The organism is Moraxella catarrhalis (genome assembly GCF_001656295.1).
Taxonomy (GTDB): domain Bacteria; phylum Pseudomonadota; class Gammaproteobacteria; order Pseudomonadales; family Moraxellaceae; genus Moraxella; species Moraxella veridica.
Window position 1 is genome coordinate 43826 of the sequence record NZ_LXHE01000006.1, and the last position, 16158, is coordinate 59983.

Sequence of the window (16158 nt, forward strand, 5' to 3'; positions counted from 1 at the left end):
TCATGCGTTATCAATCCAATCGCCCAAAGCGGCAATTCTTGGCAGGGGTAGCCTGCCCAGCTTGTAAAAAAATGGATGTCATCGTCCAAATCCAAGTATTTGAGCCTGACTATGATGAATATATTGAATGCATTGAGTGTGGGCACAATGAGCGCCGCCCCACGCCTGATGAGACCGCCATCATCCAAGCTCAAAATGCCAAAGCCGATGGTGTGGGCGTGGTGAAGTTTAAATAGTTTTCAACCCTAAAAACATCCTAGTCTTAAAGACTGGGATGTTTGATCAACTTTGGATGTTTAATAAGTTAATAGTTATAGCATAGAAAGGAGGCTGTTATGCTAAGCAAAGTATCAATCATTGGTTTTTTATCACTGTTAACCATCGCTTGCACTGATACAAGCGCCGCCAAAACTAATAGTGATCCTAACGCAATTTCTGGATCATCAAATATTTCTTATAACAAACAAACAAAATTTTAATTCGCTAGACCCGGAAGATGATCCAAAAATGGTTGGCACAAATGTGCTTGGCTTTAAAATGCAAGATTCAACTTTTGAATCTGTTAAAAAACGTCTTCTAAATTACCAATTTAATGAGCATCATCAATCTTATGCTGGTGGGTATCTCTTAGAAAATGACGGATCTGGTTTTGAATTAGAAGGTTTAAACCATACACAATTTGGCTTTGATACCGATCAAAAATTGGTCTATGTATTTATGCAAATTCATGAATCTGATCATTTAAATCACACAACTTACAATAAAATTGTTTCTTATATTAAGAATAATAACTATAAGATTATTCGCACAATCGATCCTTTTGTTGGTGATCGAAAAACCGAATTTCAGACACCTAATAATGAAATTATTGTTGTGGAATCGCCGCACATGGGTAATTTTAATGTTTATGTTGAATATTATACAAAGGAATTTGGTAGAATGCGTCAAGAGGCGCAACAACTCGAAAACACTCAACAAAGCCAGATAGAAGCCAAAAATTTCTAAATCAATAAAAAACCGAGCCACATAGCTCGGTTTTTTTTATTAATCATTAATTACTTACGCTTCTTACGCTGAATCGCATGGATCGCACGACCATCAGCAGACAATGCCGCTTCATGCACCGCTTCAGACACGGTTGGGTGTGCGAATGTCATCAGCTGCAGATCTTCGATGCTCGAAACAAATTCCATCGCGATCATGCCTTGGTGAACGATGTCGCCTGCGCCAACACAGACTGCATGCATACCAAGCAAGCGATCAGTCTTGGCATCAGCCACTACCTTGATCAGACCCACGCCTTCGCCCTGCGCTAGCGCGCGACCATTGGCTGACAGGCTGAACGAACCAGTTTTCACCTCATAGCCTTGCTCGGTGGCTGCCTGCTCAGTCAGACCCACCCATGCAATCTCTGGGTGAGTATAGATAACACTGATGATGGTGTCATAATTGACTTGAGCTTTTTCGCCATGAATACGCTCAACAGCCATCATGCCCTCTTCCATGGCTTTATGAGCAAGCATAGGACCACGCACCAAGTCGCCGATGGCATAAACGCCGTCTAGATTGGTTTTGCATTGATCATCGACCGCTACCAAGCCACGCTCAGTCAGCTCAATACCACAGCCTTCTGCCAACAATTTTTCGCTATAAGCACGGCGACCCACACAAACGATCAGCTTATCAAAGGTATCTGTTTGGGTTTCGCCTTTGACATCAGTAGTCACTACCACTTCACCATTGACCACTTCGGCATTGGTAACTTTGGTATCTACACGGATATCTAAGCCTTGTTTTTTAAGCAGTTTGGCTGCTTCTTTTGAGATGTCTTTATCAGCTGCTGCCAAGAATTCTGGCAAGGCTTCATAAACTACAACTTCTGCACCCAATCGACGCCATACCGAACCAAGCTCAAGACCGATCACACCAGCACCGATCACACCCAGACGCTTTGGTACTTCGCTGAATTCTAGTGCGCCTGTTGAATCGACGATGTATTCGCCATCAGTCTTAGCAACGGGGATTTCGATAGGCACAGAGCCTGCCGCTAGGATGACATATTTGGCAGTGATGGTGGCTTCATCACCTTCAAGCGGTGTGAATTTGACTTGCTTTTCGGCGCCTTTACCATCAACCAATGTGCCCCAGCCTTGTAGCCAATCCACACCGTTACCTTTCAAAAGACCTGCCACGCCTTGGGTCAGACCTTTGACAATGCTGTCTTTACGCTCAAGCATTTTGGCGATGTCGATATCCACTTCACCTGTGGTGATGCCATGATCAGCCAATTCATGCTTGGTAGCTTCATAGCGATGCGAACTGTCAAGCAATGCCTTTGATGGGATGCAGCCAACGTTCAAACAAGTACCACCAAGCGCAGGCTCACCTTTGTGCACACGCTTTTCGATACAGGCAACGCTAAACCCCAATTGAGCGCCGCGAATTGCTGCTTCATAGCCACCTGGACCGCCGCCAATTACAACCAAATCATACGAATTTTTCATCATCTTCTCTTTTTTCTAAATTTTAAAAACGCACAAAGAATTGTCAGAGCTCATCCAACAATCCTTTGCAAAAACCATCTGTTAAACCTTATAGGTCAAGTAATAGCATTGATGGATCTTCGATCAATTCCTTAATTGTCACTAGGAATTGAACCGCTTCTTTACCATCGATCAAGCGGTGGTCATAAGACAGCGCCACATACATCATCGGTAGGATAACCACTTCGCCATCAACTGCCATTGGACGCTCATTGATTGCGTGCATACCTAAGATAGCAGTTTGTGGTGGGTTAATGATCGGCGTTGAAAGTAATGAGCCGAATACGCCACCGTTAGTGATGGTGAATGTACCGCCTGTCATCTCTTCGATGCTCAGCTTGCCTTCGCGAGCTTTTGTCGCATAATCACGGATCCCAGCTTCAACATCTGCCATGCTCATACGATCTGTATCACGTAGTACTGGAACAACTAAGCCACGATCTGATGATACTGCCACACCCACATCATAATAACCATGATAGATGATGTCGCTGCCATCAATCGATGCATTCACTGCTGGGAAGCGTTTCAAGGCTTCGGTAGCTGCTTTAACAAATAGTGACATGAAACCAAGTTTTACGCCATGACGTTTTTCAAAACGATCTTTGTACTTAGCACGCAAGTCCATCAAAGGCTTCATATTAACTTCGTTAAACGTTGTTAACATGGCAGTTTCTTGAGTGGCTGACAGTAGACGCTCAGCGATACGCTTACGCAGACGAGTCATTGGTTCGCGTTTTTCGATGCGCTGACCAACAGCTGTGGCAATCACTTGACCGTTATCAGATTTTAAGGTTGGATTGACCATGTCAGACTTGGTCACACGGCCGCCACGACCTGAACCTTGAACGTCAGCAGGGTTGACACCTGTTTCTTTAGCGGCTTTTCTGACTGCTGGGCTTTGATCTTTATATTCAGCTTCTGATGTTGCTGATTCATCTTTTGGTTGTACTGGTGCTGCAACCGATGCTGGATCAATGGTCGTACCTTTATCAGCTTCGTCTTTTGACAGCTCACCATCTTTTGATGGTGCTTCGCCTGCTGATGCACCTGCCTCAAAAATCGCAACCACTTCTGCTGATAATACGGTATCATCGACATTCTTAACGATACTGGTAATCACGCCATCATCTGGTGCTACGATTTCAAGAACCACTTTGTCAGTTTCAACTTCAGCCAAAAGTTGATCACGGCTAACGGCTTCACCTTCAGCAACATGCCATTCAACGATCGTACCATCTTGTACTGATTCTGGAAATACGGGGGCTTTAATTTCAGCCATAATAAACTCCTTCAAGTTTATAAATCAAAAATGTGTTATTTTAAAATACTAAATAGTATTAGCCAAAACGCGCGCAGCACTTTGGCTAATGAATATTACTTCAAGGCTTCGACTGTCACGCCCAATGCTTCAGCAATCAAAGCTTTTTGTTGTTCGGCGTGCAGTTTTGGTGAGCCTGTCGCAGGTGCAGCAGCGGCAGGACGCGCCGAAGGCGTAATGATTTTTGCCTTCGTCGGTGCAGGTACCACCATGCGGAACAGCTCAGGTGCCAAGTAATACCAAGCGCCTTGATTCAGCGGCTCTTCTTGCGCCCACATGATTTCTTCTAGGTTTGGATACTTGTCAATCTCAGCCAAGATGCGTTCTTCAGGCAACGGATACAGCTGCTCAATACGAACAATGGCGATATGCTCTTGACCAAGTTTGCGGCGCTGATCGAGCAAATCATAATACACTTTACCACCACAAAGCACTAAGCGTGTAACCTGCTCATGATTGATTGAGTCAATTTCAGGCAAGACAGTTTCAAATTTGCCTGATGCCAATTCTTCTAAATTAGAAGTCGCAAGCGGATGTCTGAGCAAGCTCTTAGGCGACATCACGATCAATGGCTTACGGATTGGGCGTACGACCTGACGGCGTAAGGCATGGAAAATCTGTGCTGGCGTTGTTGGCGTAATGACCTGCATATTATCCTCAGCACACAGCTGCAAGAAACGCTCCAAACGCGCTGATGAGTGCTCAGGACCTTGACCCTCAAACCCATGTGGCAATAACATCGTCAAACCACAGACACGCTGCCATTTGGTTTCGCCAGATGAAATAAACTGATCGATCACCACCTGTGCACCGTTCACAAAGTCACCAAACTGCGCTTCCCAAATAATCAATGCGTTCGGCACTGTGGTGGCATAGCCATATTCAAAAGCAAGTACTGCTTCCTCTGATAGTAGTGAGTTATAAGTAGCAAAGCGAGCTTGATCTTCGGTGATGTGCTGCAAGGGGATATACATGCTGCCATCATTCATATTATACAGCTCTGAATGACGATGCGAGAATGTACCACGCCCGACGTCCTCACCAGTGATACGCACCAATGAGCCTTCAGCAGCAAGACTGGCATAAGCCAAAGTCTCAGCAGCGCCCCAGTTCAGCGGCTCTTCGCCAGTTTGCATCGCCAAACGCTGCTCAACAACTTTCGCCACTTGACGCTGTAGAGTAAATCCTTCAGGGATTTTTGCCATCGTGCGACCATAGGATTTGAGCTTTTCGATATCGACACCCGTTTCCCAGTCGTCTTCTAGATCGTGACCCAAATAAGGCTTCCAATCAACGAACAGCTCAGTGTTCGGCTCACTGACCAAACCGCCTGCAACAAACTCGCCACGATCAAGTGATTCACGATAGTCATCTTCAAGCTTGGCACCATGCTCATGGGTGATGATGCCCTCTTGAACCAATTGCTCAACATACTGGGCGCGTGTGGTCGGTAGTTTTTTGATGACTGCATACATCAGTGGCTGCGTGGCAGATGGTTCATCAGATTCGTTATGACCATTACGGCGATAGCAGAAAATATCAAGCATGACATCTTTGCCAAATTCACGGCGATAATCGACAGCCAATTGAGAAGCGAATACCACTGCTTCAGGATCGTCGCCATTGACGTGCAAAATTGGCGCATGAACCATTTTGGCGACATCGGTACAATATTCTGTCGAGCGCGCATCTTCAATACGAGAAGTGGTAAAGCCGACTTGGTTATTGATGACAATATGAACCGTGCCGCCAGTCTTATAGGCGCGTGTTTGAGACATCTGGAAAGTCTCTTGGTTCACACCTTGACCTGCCAGTGCAGCATCTCCATGCACCACCAAAGGTAGCACAGTGCTATTATCAATTTCTAAGCCGTATTTTTCAGAACGGCGTGCTTGACGTGCGCGCACCGAACCTTGAAGTACTGGAGAGACGATCTCAAGATGCGACGGGTTAAATGCCAATGCCAAGTGCATCTCACCGCCTGGTGTCATCACGTTTGAAGAAAAGCCGTTGTGATATTTGACGTCCCCTGAGCCATTGACAGGCTGAACCTTGCCATCAAATTCATCAAACAAATCACCTGGGTTTTTACCCAAAATGTTCACCAATAGGTTTAAGCGTCCGCGGTGCGCCATGCCGATAACGACTTCTTTTGAGCCTTGACCGCCCGCGCGCTGTACGATTTCATGAACTGCAGGAATGAAGCTTTCGCCGCCTTCTAGACCGAAGCGCTTAACGCCTGTGTACTTACGTGCTAAGTATTTTTCTAAACCTTCAGCAGCTGTCAGACGCTCTAAGATTTCTAATTTTTTGTCTTTACTAAACTTGATGTGACCGTGATTTGATTCGATATAATTTTCGATCCAACGCTTTTCAGCCGCTTGAAAAACATGCATATATTCATAACCAATGCTTTGGCAATACACACGCTCTAAGATCTCAATGATTTCACGAAGCTTAGCTTCAGATTTACCGATTGCCAAATCATTGGTTGGAAATACGGTGTCCAAATCCAACTCCGAAAGTCCGTGGAATTCCAAAGTCAAATCTTCAACTTCTGGACGTGGATGCAGTCCTAAGGGATCAAGATTCGCCTTACGGTGACCGCGGCGGCGATAGGCAGAAATCAAGGCTTGAACTGCCATTTGTTTAGGGTTGCAATCGCTTGATGGACCTGCTTGGCCCGCAGCTGCCTGATTGCGCGCCAACAATAAAAACTGCTCTTTGATCGCATTGTGCGGCGCATCAGTGTCTTGGCGATAAGTTTCAAAGTACTTTTGCCACTCCTCGCTCACGCTTTGGCTGTCTGCCATATATTGTTCATACAGCGCTTCGACATAGGCTGCACTGTCTGCTGCCAACTCGGTGTTTGAAAAAGCCACCGTATCTTTACTGTTTGTCATTCGTCTTTCGCCATTTTATTAGTAAAAGTTGGGTCTGCCATGTCGTCGATCTTTACCGACGGCGACGGCTGTCAATTCGCATCAAAAATTGACGCATACTCCCGTATAGTGTACGCCATTTGGTTAAAGATAACAAGGGCGAGATGCCGCGTTGGGGCACAATTATCTTAGTAAAGATACAAATGAATCTTACACTTTTGTGTCAGAAATCAAAACCCTTATTTTTTGTGGTACAAATGTGCTCTATTATAGTTTTTTGGCATAATTTATTATAAAATTTGATATAGTTACCAATCCTTTCTTTACCTCAATTTACGCAACGCATCTTGCCAATCATTCACCTGATTTTTTTATATCTGTGCTTTGACAGACCAAATATCACTCAGCTGTATCATCTACCGCGCTTACCGCATCGATGAATACACTTATTTATCAAACAACGGCTCAAGGCGTGCGCCTAAAAGTGGCAATGACATTGATTTGACCACCGTTTATATAATTACTATTTTGGCACATAAAAAAAAGCCGCACCCAATCAGTGATCAGATGCGGCAGTCAGATCAAATGCTCAATTAGCCTGCTTGATCCAATAGCATATTACGGATATGACCGATTGCCTTAGTTGGGTTTAGACCTTTAGGGCAGACGCTCACACAGTTCATGATACCACGGCAGCGGAATAAGCTAAATGGGTCGTCTAAGCGTGCTAGGCGTGCTTGAGTATCGGTATCACGGCTATCAATGATAAAGCGGTAGCCGTTCAATAGCGCTGAAGGACCCAAGAATTTATCTGGATTCCACCAAAATGATGGGCAAGCCGTTGAACAGCACGCACAAAGAATGCACTCATAAAGACCGTTCATTTTTTCGCGCTCTTCAGGAGACTGAAGACGCTCTTTTGGTGGCGCAGGCTGATTGTTGATCAAGTATGGGTGTACTTTTTCGTATTGCTCATAAAATTGGTTCATGTCCACAACCAAGTCCTTGATCACAGGCAAGCCTGGCAATGGGCGAATGGTAATTTTATTTGGCAAAGTGTTCATGTTGATCAAGCACGCCAAGCCATTTTTACCATTAATGTTCATACCATCAGAACCACAGATACCCTCACGGCATGAGCGACGGAAAGTCAGTGTTTCATCTTGGCGCTTAAGGCGAAGTAGCACATCTAGCAACATACGATCAGAATCAAGCAGCTCAACTTCGTATGACTGCATATAAGGGGCTTTATCTTTGTCTGGGTCGTAGCGATAGATCTCTACGATACGGGTGCCTCGACTCATTATTTTTCTCCAGTAATTGTTGGTTGGGTTAGCAACACGCCAACCCGCCTAATTAGGCTAATCTATTAGAAAGTACGAACGCGTGGTACGCAATATTCAACCGTCAGTGGCTGCTTGCGAACTGGCTTATACACCACTTTATTGCCTTCTGAATACCAAAGCGTGTGCTTCATCCATTCGCTGTCGTTACGACCAAGTGGCGCGGGCTCATAATCTGCTGGATGTTCATAATCAACAACCATGTGCGCACCGCGGCACTCGTGACGAAGTGAAGCAGAGATCATTGTCGCTTTTGCCACTTCGTATAAATTGGCGACTTCTAGCGCTTCGATACGCGCGGTATTAAACACTTGTGATTTATCCGCCAAGTGGATTTGGTTGATTTTTGGCTCAAGTGCCAAAATACGCTCAACACCTTTATCCATCAGCTCTTGGGTACGGAATACACCAGCGTGATCTTGCATGATTTGACGAATTTCATCGCCAATTTCTTGCGCATTGTAGCCTTCGGTTGAGTCTTGTAGTTTATTTAGGCGAGACATGGTAAAGTCTAGCACGCGTGGGTTCAACGGCTTGTAGCTGTGGTCTGCTTGCGCAAAATCATCAATGATGTGCTGACCTGCTGCACGACCAAACACAACCAAGTCAAGCAGCGAGTTTGTGCCCAAACGGTTGGCGCCATGCACAGAGACGCACGCACATTCACCGATGGCATAAAGACCTTTGACGATACGACCTTCGGTATATAAACCTTGCTCATCAACTGGACCTTCTAGATTTGGTACAGTGACTTGACCGTGGATGTTGGTTGGGATACCGCCCATCATATAGTGAATGGTAGGCACAACCGGTACTGGCTCTTTGGTGATGTCTACGTTACCAAAGTTTTTGCTAATCTCAAACACTGACGGCAAGCGCTTCATCAAAGTTGCAGCGCCTAAGTGCGTCATGTCCATGACGATATAATCGCCATTTGGACCGCAGCCGCGACCTTCTTTGATTTCTTGGTCCATAGAGCGAGACACGAAGTCACGCGGTGCCAAGTCTTTAAGTGTCGGGGCGTAGCGCTCCATGAAGGCTTCGCCATGCTTATTACGCAAAATCGCACCTTCACCACGGCAGCCTTCGGTCAATAGAACGCCAGCTCCTGCTACGCCAGTTGGGTGGAATTGCCAAAACTCCATGTCCTGCAAAGGAATGCCAGCGCGTACCGCCATGCCCAAGCCGTCACCTGTATTGATATAGGCGTTGGTAGATGCTTTGAAGATACGACCTGCACCACCAGTTGCCAAGACGGTTGTGCGCGCTTGGAATACTGAGATATTGCCTGTTTCTTGTTCTAAAGCAATGACACCGTTGATGTTGCCTTCGTCATCTTTGATCAAGTCAAGCGCAATCCACTCCACAAAAAACTGTGTGCCTTTTTCAAGATTTTTTTGGTACAGCGTGTGTAGTAGCGCATGACCTGTACGGTCAGCAGCGGCACACGCACGAGGCACAGGTTTTTCACCATAATTTGAGCTGTGACCACCAAATGGACGCTGATAAATTGTGCCATCTGCGTTACGGTCAAAGGGCATACCCATGTGCTCAAGCTCATAGACGACTTTTGGTGCTTCACGGCACATATATTCAATGGCATCTTGGTCGCCAAGCCAGTCAGAGCCTTTTACGGTATCATAAAAGTGAAAATGCCAGTTATCGTTGCTCATATTACCCAATGACGCACCGATACCGCCTTGAGCAGCAACGGTATGCGAGCGCGTTGGGAATACTTTGGTGATGACAGCGACTTTCATACCGCCATTGACCAATTGCAAAGATGCGCGCATGCCTGAGCCGCCACCGCCAACGATGACTGCGTCAAAGTTTAGCGTTGGGATATTATTAATTGTGTTATCTTGGTTTGTTGCCATGTTAGTTCCTAATTATTTCACTTGGTGTTCATGCTGTGGGTGGCTAATGCCACAAATTTTGGTCAATTACCAAAAAATCATCACACCCCAGAATAGATATACCAAAATAGCGATAATCACCAAAGATTGGATGACCAAACGCAGACCTGATGATTTGACATAATCCGTCAAAACCGTCCACATGCCCACCCATGCGTGAAATACCAATGATAAAATCGCCACCAAGCTAAATAGCTTCATTGGTAAACTTAGCATAAAGCCTTGCCATGTTTCAAAATTGACATCATTGAATAGGAAAAAACCCACCATAACAACGCTATAAACTGCTAAGACAACCGCACTGATACGCTGTAAAATCCAATCTCGTGAACCTGAACCAGTCAAGCCAGTCGCACTTTTAATACCAGAATTATTTCTCATTAGAACATCACCCATACAAACGATGCGACAATCAGCACAGCCGCGATTACAAAGCTAATCACCGCAGCGGTACGCCCAGAGTTGAGCTCTTCATTCATACCAGCGTCAGCAAGTAAATGCTTCACACCCATCACAAAGTGGTATCCGGTCGCTGCGACAAAGATCCACGCCACAAAGCGTAGCGCCATATTATCAAATACAGCCGCAAAACCTTCAGCTGACGACAAAGAAGTCTGAAGAATATACAGCATCACCGGCACGAGCACAAAAAGGACGATACCAGAGATACGATGCAAAATAGAAGCCATAGCGATCGGTGACTTTGAGTTCACAGCGATGACTTGGCTTAACGGTAGGTTAATCGGTCGGTTGCTTTTCACAGCGGGCATCCTTATCTAATTTAAGCCGAAAAATGGCAAGGAGTAGCTGGCCGGCTTGTCAGTACCCTTGGGCGGTCAATATCTATCAATCAAGCGCCGCCCAATGAATACTCACGACTCATACAGTGATGAGATCAGCGAGCACCACAAAAAAAATTGCAAAATTTCATTATGATAGGCACTTATCAAATCTTTTGCAGGCTGCCAAACTGAACAACCGCTAAATTTTTGATAACTGTCATTGATTATCGTTTAGAAAAATGCACACATAAATAATATAAATTATAAAACGCTTGTTCAATAATTACAAACAAAATCCCAAACTTTGTACAAAATTTCCGAAATTTCTCCAAAAAATACCCCACAAATGCGTGAATTAATTGTTACAAACAGTGTCAGGCTTTGAAAACTGCTTGCCAAGCAAGCTGATTGCCCCTAAAATCAAAGTTGAGCCAGTGGGTGGATGTTCACTAAATTTTGCTATTGATGTGAAAAAGGCTTGTAACTTTGTCAAAGTTTTTGTATTATCCAAAAGGCTCACTGTTGAGCGTGTCTGTGCGCAGATGCGAATGTATAACAAAACAAGGATGCCGCACGATTTAGGCTGAAGGCTTAGCCAATTTGTGTGAAATTATTCGTCTGATTGTATGGTGCATCGCTGGCACCCACAAGGAAGTATGGTGACTGTTGTCATGTACAATGCAAGGTTTTCAGATGATTTTAACCATAGATGAGGTCAATTATGTCAAAGAAAGTTACTCTTACCGTTGACGGTACCGAATACGAAATGCCAGTGCTGGAGAGCACTTTGGGTCGTCCAGTATTGGACATCAGTGCTGTTGCTAAAGCAGGTTTATGGACTTATGATCCTGGCTTTATGGCGACTGCGCCAGTAGAATCTGCCATTACTTATATTGATGGTGAAAAAGGCGAGCTTTTGCATCGCGGCTATGCCATTGACGACTTGGCTTCAAATGCTGAATACTTAGAAGTCTGCTATGCTCTACTTTATGGCGAGCTACCAACCGCTGAGCAAAAAGAAGCTTTCTATGAGCGTGTTTCTGACCACATGTCAGTACATGACCAATTGCGCAAATTCTTTGAAGGCTTCCGCCGTGACGCTCACCCAATGGCAATCATGGTTGGCGTGGTGGGTGCGCTGTCAGCATTCTATCACAACCACCTAGATATCTCTGATCCTCAGCATCGTGATAATACTGCCGTTGATTTGATCGCAAAAGTACCTACTCTAGCTGCTATGAGCTACAAATACTCAATCGGCGAACCATTCATGTATCCACGTAAAGATTTCAGCTACGCTGAAAACTTCCTATACATGATGTTTGCAACACCAGGCGAGCCAGATTATAAAGTCGATCCTGTGCTAGTCAAAGCGATGGATAAGATCTTCACACTTCACGCTGATCACGAACAAAACGCCTCAACCTCTACTGTACGTCTGGCTGGCTCAACAGGTGCCAACCCATACGCATGTATCGCAGCAGGTATCGTCGCTCTTTGGGGTCCATCACACGGCGGCGCTAACGAAGCTGTTCTTGAGATGCTTGACGAAATCGGCTCTGTTGAGCATGTCGAAGAGTTCATGGAAAAGGTTAAGCGTAAAGAAGTTAAATTGATGGGCTTTGGTCACCGCGTCTATCGCAACTTCGATCCACGTGCCAAGGTCATGAAAGAAACTTGTGATGAAGTTCTAGGCGCTTTGGGTATCAATGATCCTAAGCTAGAGCTTGCGATGAAGCTTGAAAAGATCGCTCTAGAAGATCCGTATTTTGTTGAGCGTAAACTCTATCCAAACGTTGACTTCTACTCAGGCATCATCCTAAAAGCAATCGGTATCCCAACATCAATGTTTACCGTAATCTTTGCTTTGGCGCGTACTGCTGGCTGGATCAGCCACTGGACCGAGATGCACTCAGAGCCATTCAAAATCGGTCGTCCACGTCAGCGTTATACTGGCGAGACGCATCGTGAGTTCGTACCTGTGGACAAACGTAAATAATCCGCTTCATACGGATTTACTATAAAAATTTCCCCAAGTGATCGCTTGGGGAAATTTTTTGTGTTATAGATATCATCATCCCTAGCACCATACTGACCAAATCGCCAGAGTGTAAATCCTAGCAAGAAAGTATTACACACAAACACTGGTCCTACCCAAAAGCATGGGTTTATAATAATACGATCAATCACCACCAAGGAGCCTGACATGATCATCAACAAATCTCTGCTTGCCATCGCTTTTGCTACTGCCTTGAGTGCTTGTAGTCAGCCCACCGCTGGCACCGAGCAAACAGCTGCACTAAGCACACAAAATGCACAAGAGACGCAGCACGCAGCACACGCCCATCACGATACCAGCATGCCGATGGCTGCACACACCAGCGAGTACATGCAGTCGATGAACACCATGCACGATGCGATGATGGCAGCTGCCACCAAAGCTCATGCCGATGTCGCTTTCGTTGAAGGGATGATCCCGCATCACCAAGGGGCGATACAGATGGCACAGATCGAGCTAAAATACGGCAAAGATGCCGCCATGCGTAAGCTTGCCCAAGACATCATCGATACACAACAAACCGAGATTGAATTTATGCAAAATTGGCTGACCACCGCCCAAGATAAAGATGCCATCGATGCCAATAGCGAGCACGCCAAAGCCTATCTTAGCGACATGAGTATACATGATGCGATGATGACAGGGGTACATCACGAAGATGCTGACATCGCCTTTGCCCAAGGGATGATTCCGCATCATCAAGGGGCAGTCGAGATGGCAAAAATCCAGCTCAAATACGGTCAAGATGACCAAATCAAAAACCTTGCCCAAGACATCATCGACGCCCAAAACCCAGAGATTGCACTGATGAAACAGTGGCTCGGCAGTCGTGGTATCAGCCAATAATCAAACAAAAAACCCATCAAGCAATCACGCTTGATGGGCTTGGCAAGTCAGATGAGCGAATTATTTACCCAATCCTGCCTGCTGTAACAGCGCACCAAAGCTGCCCATCGTTTTGGCAGGTTTGGCGGTAGATTTTGGCTTGTCTTGGCGAGCAGGTTTGCGATCTGCTTTGGGCTTATGATTTGCCGATTTGTCTGCTTTATCCGCCTTGGCTGACTGATTAGCTTTGGCAGATTTTTCAGATTTCATACTAAAGCCAATACGCCCACGCACTTCATCTACCGAAATAACCCGAACTGTAACAATATCTTGAGGCTTAACAACATCAGCAGGGTTGGTCACAAAACCATCGGACAGCTCAGAGATATGCACTAAGCCATCTTGATGCACGCCCACATCCACAAAACAGCCAAAGGCGGTCACATTGGTCACGACACCCTCAAGGGTCATGCCTACTTTTAAGTCTTTGATTTCATTAACATCATCACGGAACTTAGCCGTACGAAACTCTCCGCGAGGATCGTGTGCAGGCTTGGCAAGCTCGTTCAAAACTGTTGCCAATTGGCTAAAATTATCCGAGCTGTCATTAAGTGCTTTGGTCAAGCTCTCATTGCCCAATACCTCATCTAGTGATTTACCATGCTTAGTTAAAATTTCATACACCAATCCATAACTCTCTGGGTGGACGCCAGTGGCATCCAGTGGCTCGTCGCCGTCCTTGATGCGCAAAAACCCTGCTGCTTGCTCAAAAGTTTTGACGCCCAAGCGTGGTACATTTTTTAGCTCTTCACGGTTAGTGAAAGCGCCATGTGCGCGGCGATACTCAACAATTTGTTGGGCAACATTTTTATTAAGCCCTGAGATGTGCGCCAAGATCGCTGGGCTTGCTGTATTGACATCCACCCCTACCGCATTGACGCAGTCTTCGGTGACTTTATCTAGGCTGCTTTCAAGCTCGGTTTGATTGACATCATGTTGATACTGACCGACACCGATCGCTTTTGGCTCAACTTTGACCAATTCTGATAATGGATCTTGTAAACGACGTGCAATCGACACAGCGCCGCGCACCGACACATCCAAATCAGGCAGCTCTTGGGAGGCGATCTCACTGGCTGAATAAACCGACGCGCCTGCTTCTGACACCACCAGCGCCTTAGCAGGAAGCGAAGCTTCGCGAATGATTGACTTGACCAGCTCCTCGCTTTCGCGGCTGGCGGTGCCGTTGCCGATGGCTACCAACTCAACCTGATGCGCCTGAATCAGCGCCTCAATGCTGGCTTTGGCTTCGTCCAGTTTATTATGCGGCTTGAAAGGATAGACCGTGTCGGCTGCCAACACTTCGCCCATGCCATCAATCACTGCCATCTTGACGCCATGACTATAGCCTGGATCCACCCCCAAAATCACCTTTCGACCCGTTGGAGCGACCATCAGCAGATGCTTAAGATTCTCTGCAAAAACGGCGATGGCATCCGCCTCCGCTGCCAAGCGACGCTCGGTCAGCAGTCGATGCTCAATCTGTGAACGCCATTTGACGAGCCAAAGTTTTTTGGCGGTATCAGCCAAAAATTCGCCATTGGCAGCTTTTGGGTCGATCTCAAAATGACGCATGATCATCTCAACAAATGGCTCATCTTCGCCATCAACATGCAGCACAAGCACATTTTGCTGGCGCCCACGCAGCATGGCAAGCAGGCGATGGTTTGACAGCTTGGCAAATGGTTCGGTGTGCTCAAAATAATCTTTAAATTTCTCGCCTGCTTCGCGCTTTTCTTCGCCGATTAGCTCAGAGCGAATGCTTGCAGTGGCATTAAATCCAGTGCGCACCTTATCTAATAAGTCTAGCGCTGTCGCCCATTCATCCAAAATAATCGCCTGAATGCCATTGATTTGTTTATCAAGATCGCCAAAATCAGCCTCAAACGTTTCGCCTTTATCATCAGTGAGCGTCTCAGGTGGCACATAGCCCTCGAGCGCTGCTGCTGGGTTTTGACCTGCCAAAACCGCATGCGCGATCGGCTCAAGCCCTGCCAATTTTGCGCGCGCAGCGACAGAGCGGCGACGCGGGCGATAGGGCTGATAAATCTCTTCAAGTTCAAGCTTGGTTGAGGCAGCATTCACACGCTCGCCAAGCTCATCAGTCAGGACATTTTGAGCAGCCAACAGCCCTAGGATTTTTTGGCGACGCGCTGCCAAATCTCGCTCGGCGATGAGCGATTTTTCAAGTCCGCGCAAAATCTCATCATCCAAGCCGCCCGTGTGCTCTTTGCGATAGCGAGCAATAAAAGGCACGCTTGCTCCTTCATCATAAAGTCTAGCAAACGCTTCAACCTGCGCACTTTTGATGGCATGCGTTGCAGCCAATTTGGCATAGATGGCTTGATGGTCGATTTGAATATCGGTATCAGTCGTTGAGTTGGTCATAAAGATTCTTTCAATGGCGCCGATTGGCAGGAAATGTTT

At 46.1% G+C, this 16158-nt stretch carries 13 protein-coding genes; 5 read left to right on the forward strand and 8 right to left on the reverse strand.

Annotated elements, in window-relative coordinates:
- The first annotated feature begins 2 nt into the window (after positions 1–2).
- The 3 genes from AO382_RS03415 to AO382_RS03420 all read left to right on the forward strand — a co-directional run bounded on the left by AO382_RS03415 (position 3) and on the right by AO382_RS03420 (position 1005).
- On the forward strand, positions 3–236 hold the full coding sequence (locus AO382_RS03415) for a YheV family putative metal-binding protein (RefSeq protein ID WP_064610856.1): 234 nt from the start codon (positions 3–5) through the stop codon (positions 234–236).
- A gap of 99 nt (positions 237–335) precedes the next feature.
- Positions 336–479, forward strand: a complete 144-nt coding sequence (locus tag AO382_RS10655) for a hypothetical protein (RefSeq protein WP_154806255.1) — start codon at positions 336–338, stop codon at positions 477–479.
- 28 nt (positions 480–507) lie between these two features.
- A complete protein-coding gene (locus AO382_RS03420) occupies positions 508–1005 on the forward strand; it encodes a hypothetical protein (protein ID WP_064618209.1) in 498 nt (165 codons plus the stop codon).
- Positions 1006–1055: 50 nt separating this feature from the next.
- Here AO382_RS03420 and lpdA read toward each other — a convergent pair whose 3' ends face one another.
- The 7 genes from lpdA to sdhC all read right to left on the reverse strand — a co-directional run bounded on the left by lpdA (position 1056) and on the right by sdhC (position 10775).
- On the reverse strand, positions 1056–2504 hold the full coding sequence (gene lpdA / locus AO382_RS03425) for a dihydrolipoyl dehydrogenase (protein ID WP_064618211.1): 1449 nt from the start codon (positions 2502–2504) through the stop codon (positions 1056–1058).
- Between the two features lie 88 nt (positions 2505–2592).
- Complete coding sequence (odhB, locus tag AO382_RS03430) at positions 2593–3825, reverse strand: 2-oxoglutarate dehydrogenase complex dihydrolipoyllysine-residue succinyltransferase (RefSeq protein ID WP_064618213.1); 1233 nt, start codon at positions 3823–3825, stop codon at positions 2593–2595.
- A gap of 95 nt (positions 3826–3920) precedes the next feature.
- Positions 3921–6767 carry a 2-oxoglutarate dehydrogenase E1 component gene (locus tag AO382_RS03435; RefSeq protein ID WP_064618215.1) on the reverse strand — a complete coding sequence of 949 codons (2847 nt, stop codon included), beginning with the start codon at positions 6765–6767 and terminating at the stop codon, positions 3921–3923.
- A 572-nt stretch (positions 6768–7339) separates the two neighbouring features.
- Positions 7340–8050 (reverse strand): succinate dehydrogenase iron-sulfur subunit, encoded by a 711-nt coding sequence (locus AO382_RS03445; RefSeq protein WP_064610861.1) that lies wholly within the window; start codon positions 8048–8050, stop codon positions 7340–7342.
- Positions 8051–8115: 65 nt separating this feature from the next.
- A complete protein-coding gene (gene sdhA, locus AO382_RS03450; protein ID WP_064610862.1) occupies positions 8116–9966 on the reverse strand; it encodes a succinate dehydrogenase flavoprotein subunit in 1851 nt (616 codons plus the stop codon).
- Positions 9967–10032: 66 nt separating this feature from the next.
- On the reverse strand, positions 10033–10368 hold the full coding sequence (sdhD, locus tag AO382_RS03455) for a succinate dehydrogenase, hydrophobic membrane anchor protein (protein ID WP_201030214.1): 336 nt from the start codon (positions 10366–10368) through the stop codon (positions 10033–10035).
- A gap of 17 nt (positions 10369–10385) precedes the next feature.
- Positions 10386–10775 (reverse strand): succinate dehydrogenase, cytochrome b556 subunit, encoded by a 390-nt coding sequence (sdhC, locus tag AO382_RS03460; protein ID WP_078255892.1) that lies wholly within the window; start codon positions 10773–10775, stop codon positions 10386–10388.
- 721 nt (positions 10776–11496) lie between these two features.
- On the opposite strand from sdhC, the gene gltA reads away from it, so the two are divergent.
- Together gltA and AO382_RS03475 are read left to right on the forward strand one after the other, a co-directional pair.
- Positions 11497–12786 carry a citrate synthase gene (gene gltA, locus AO382_RS03470; protein ID WP_064618220.1) on the forward strand — a complete coding sequence of 430 codons (1290 nt, stop codon included), beginning with the start codon at positions 11497–11499 and terminating at the stop codon, positions 12784–12786.
- A gap of 207 nt (positions 12787–12993) precedes the next feature.
- Positions 12994–13692, forward strand: coding sequence for a DUF305 domain-containing protein (locus AO382_RS03475; RefSeq protein ID WP_064618222.1), 699 nt, complete (start codon positions 12994–12996; stop codon positions 13690–13692).
- Positions 13693–13752: 60 nt separating this feature from the next.
- Here AO382_RS03475 and AO382_RS03480 read toward each other — a convergent pair whose 3' ends face one another.
- Positions 13753–16119 carry a helix-hairpin-helix domain-containing protein gene (locus tag AO382_RS03480; protein ID WP_064618225.1) on the reverse strand — a complete coding sequence of 789 codons (2367 nt, stop codon included), beginning with the start codon at positions 16117–16119 and terminating at the stop codon, positions 13753–13755.
- Between the last annotated feature and the right edge of the window lie 39 nt (positions 16120–16158).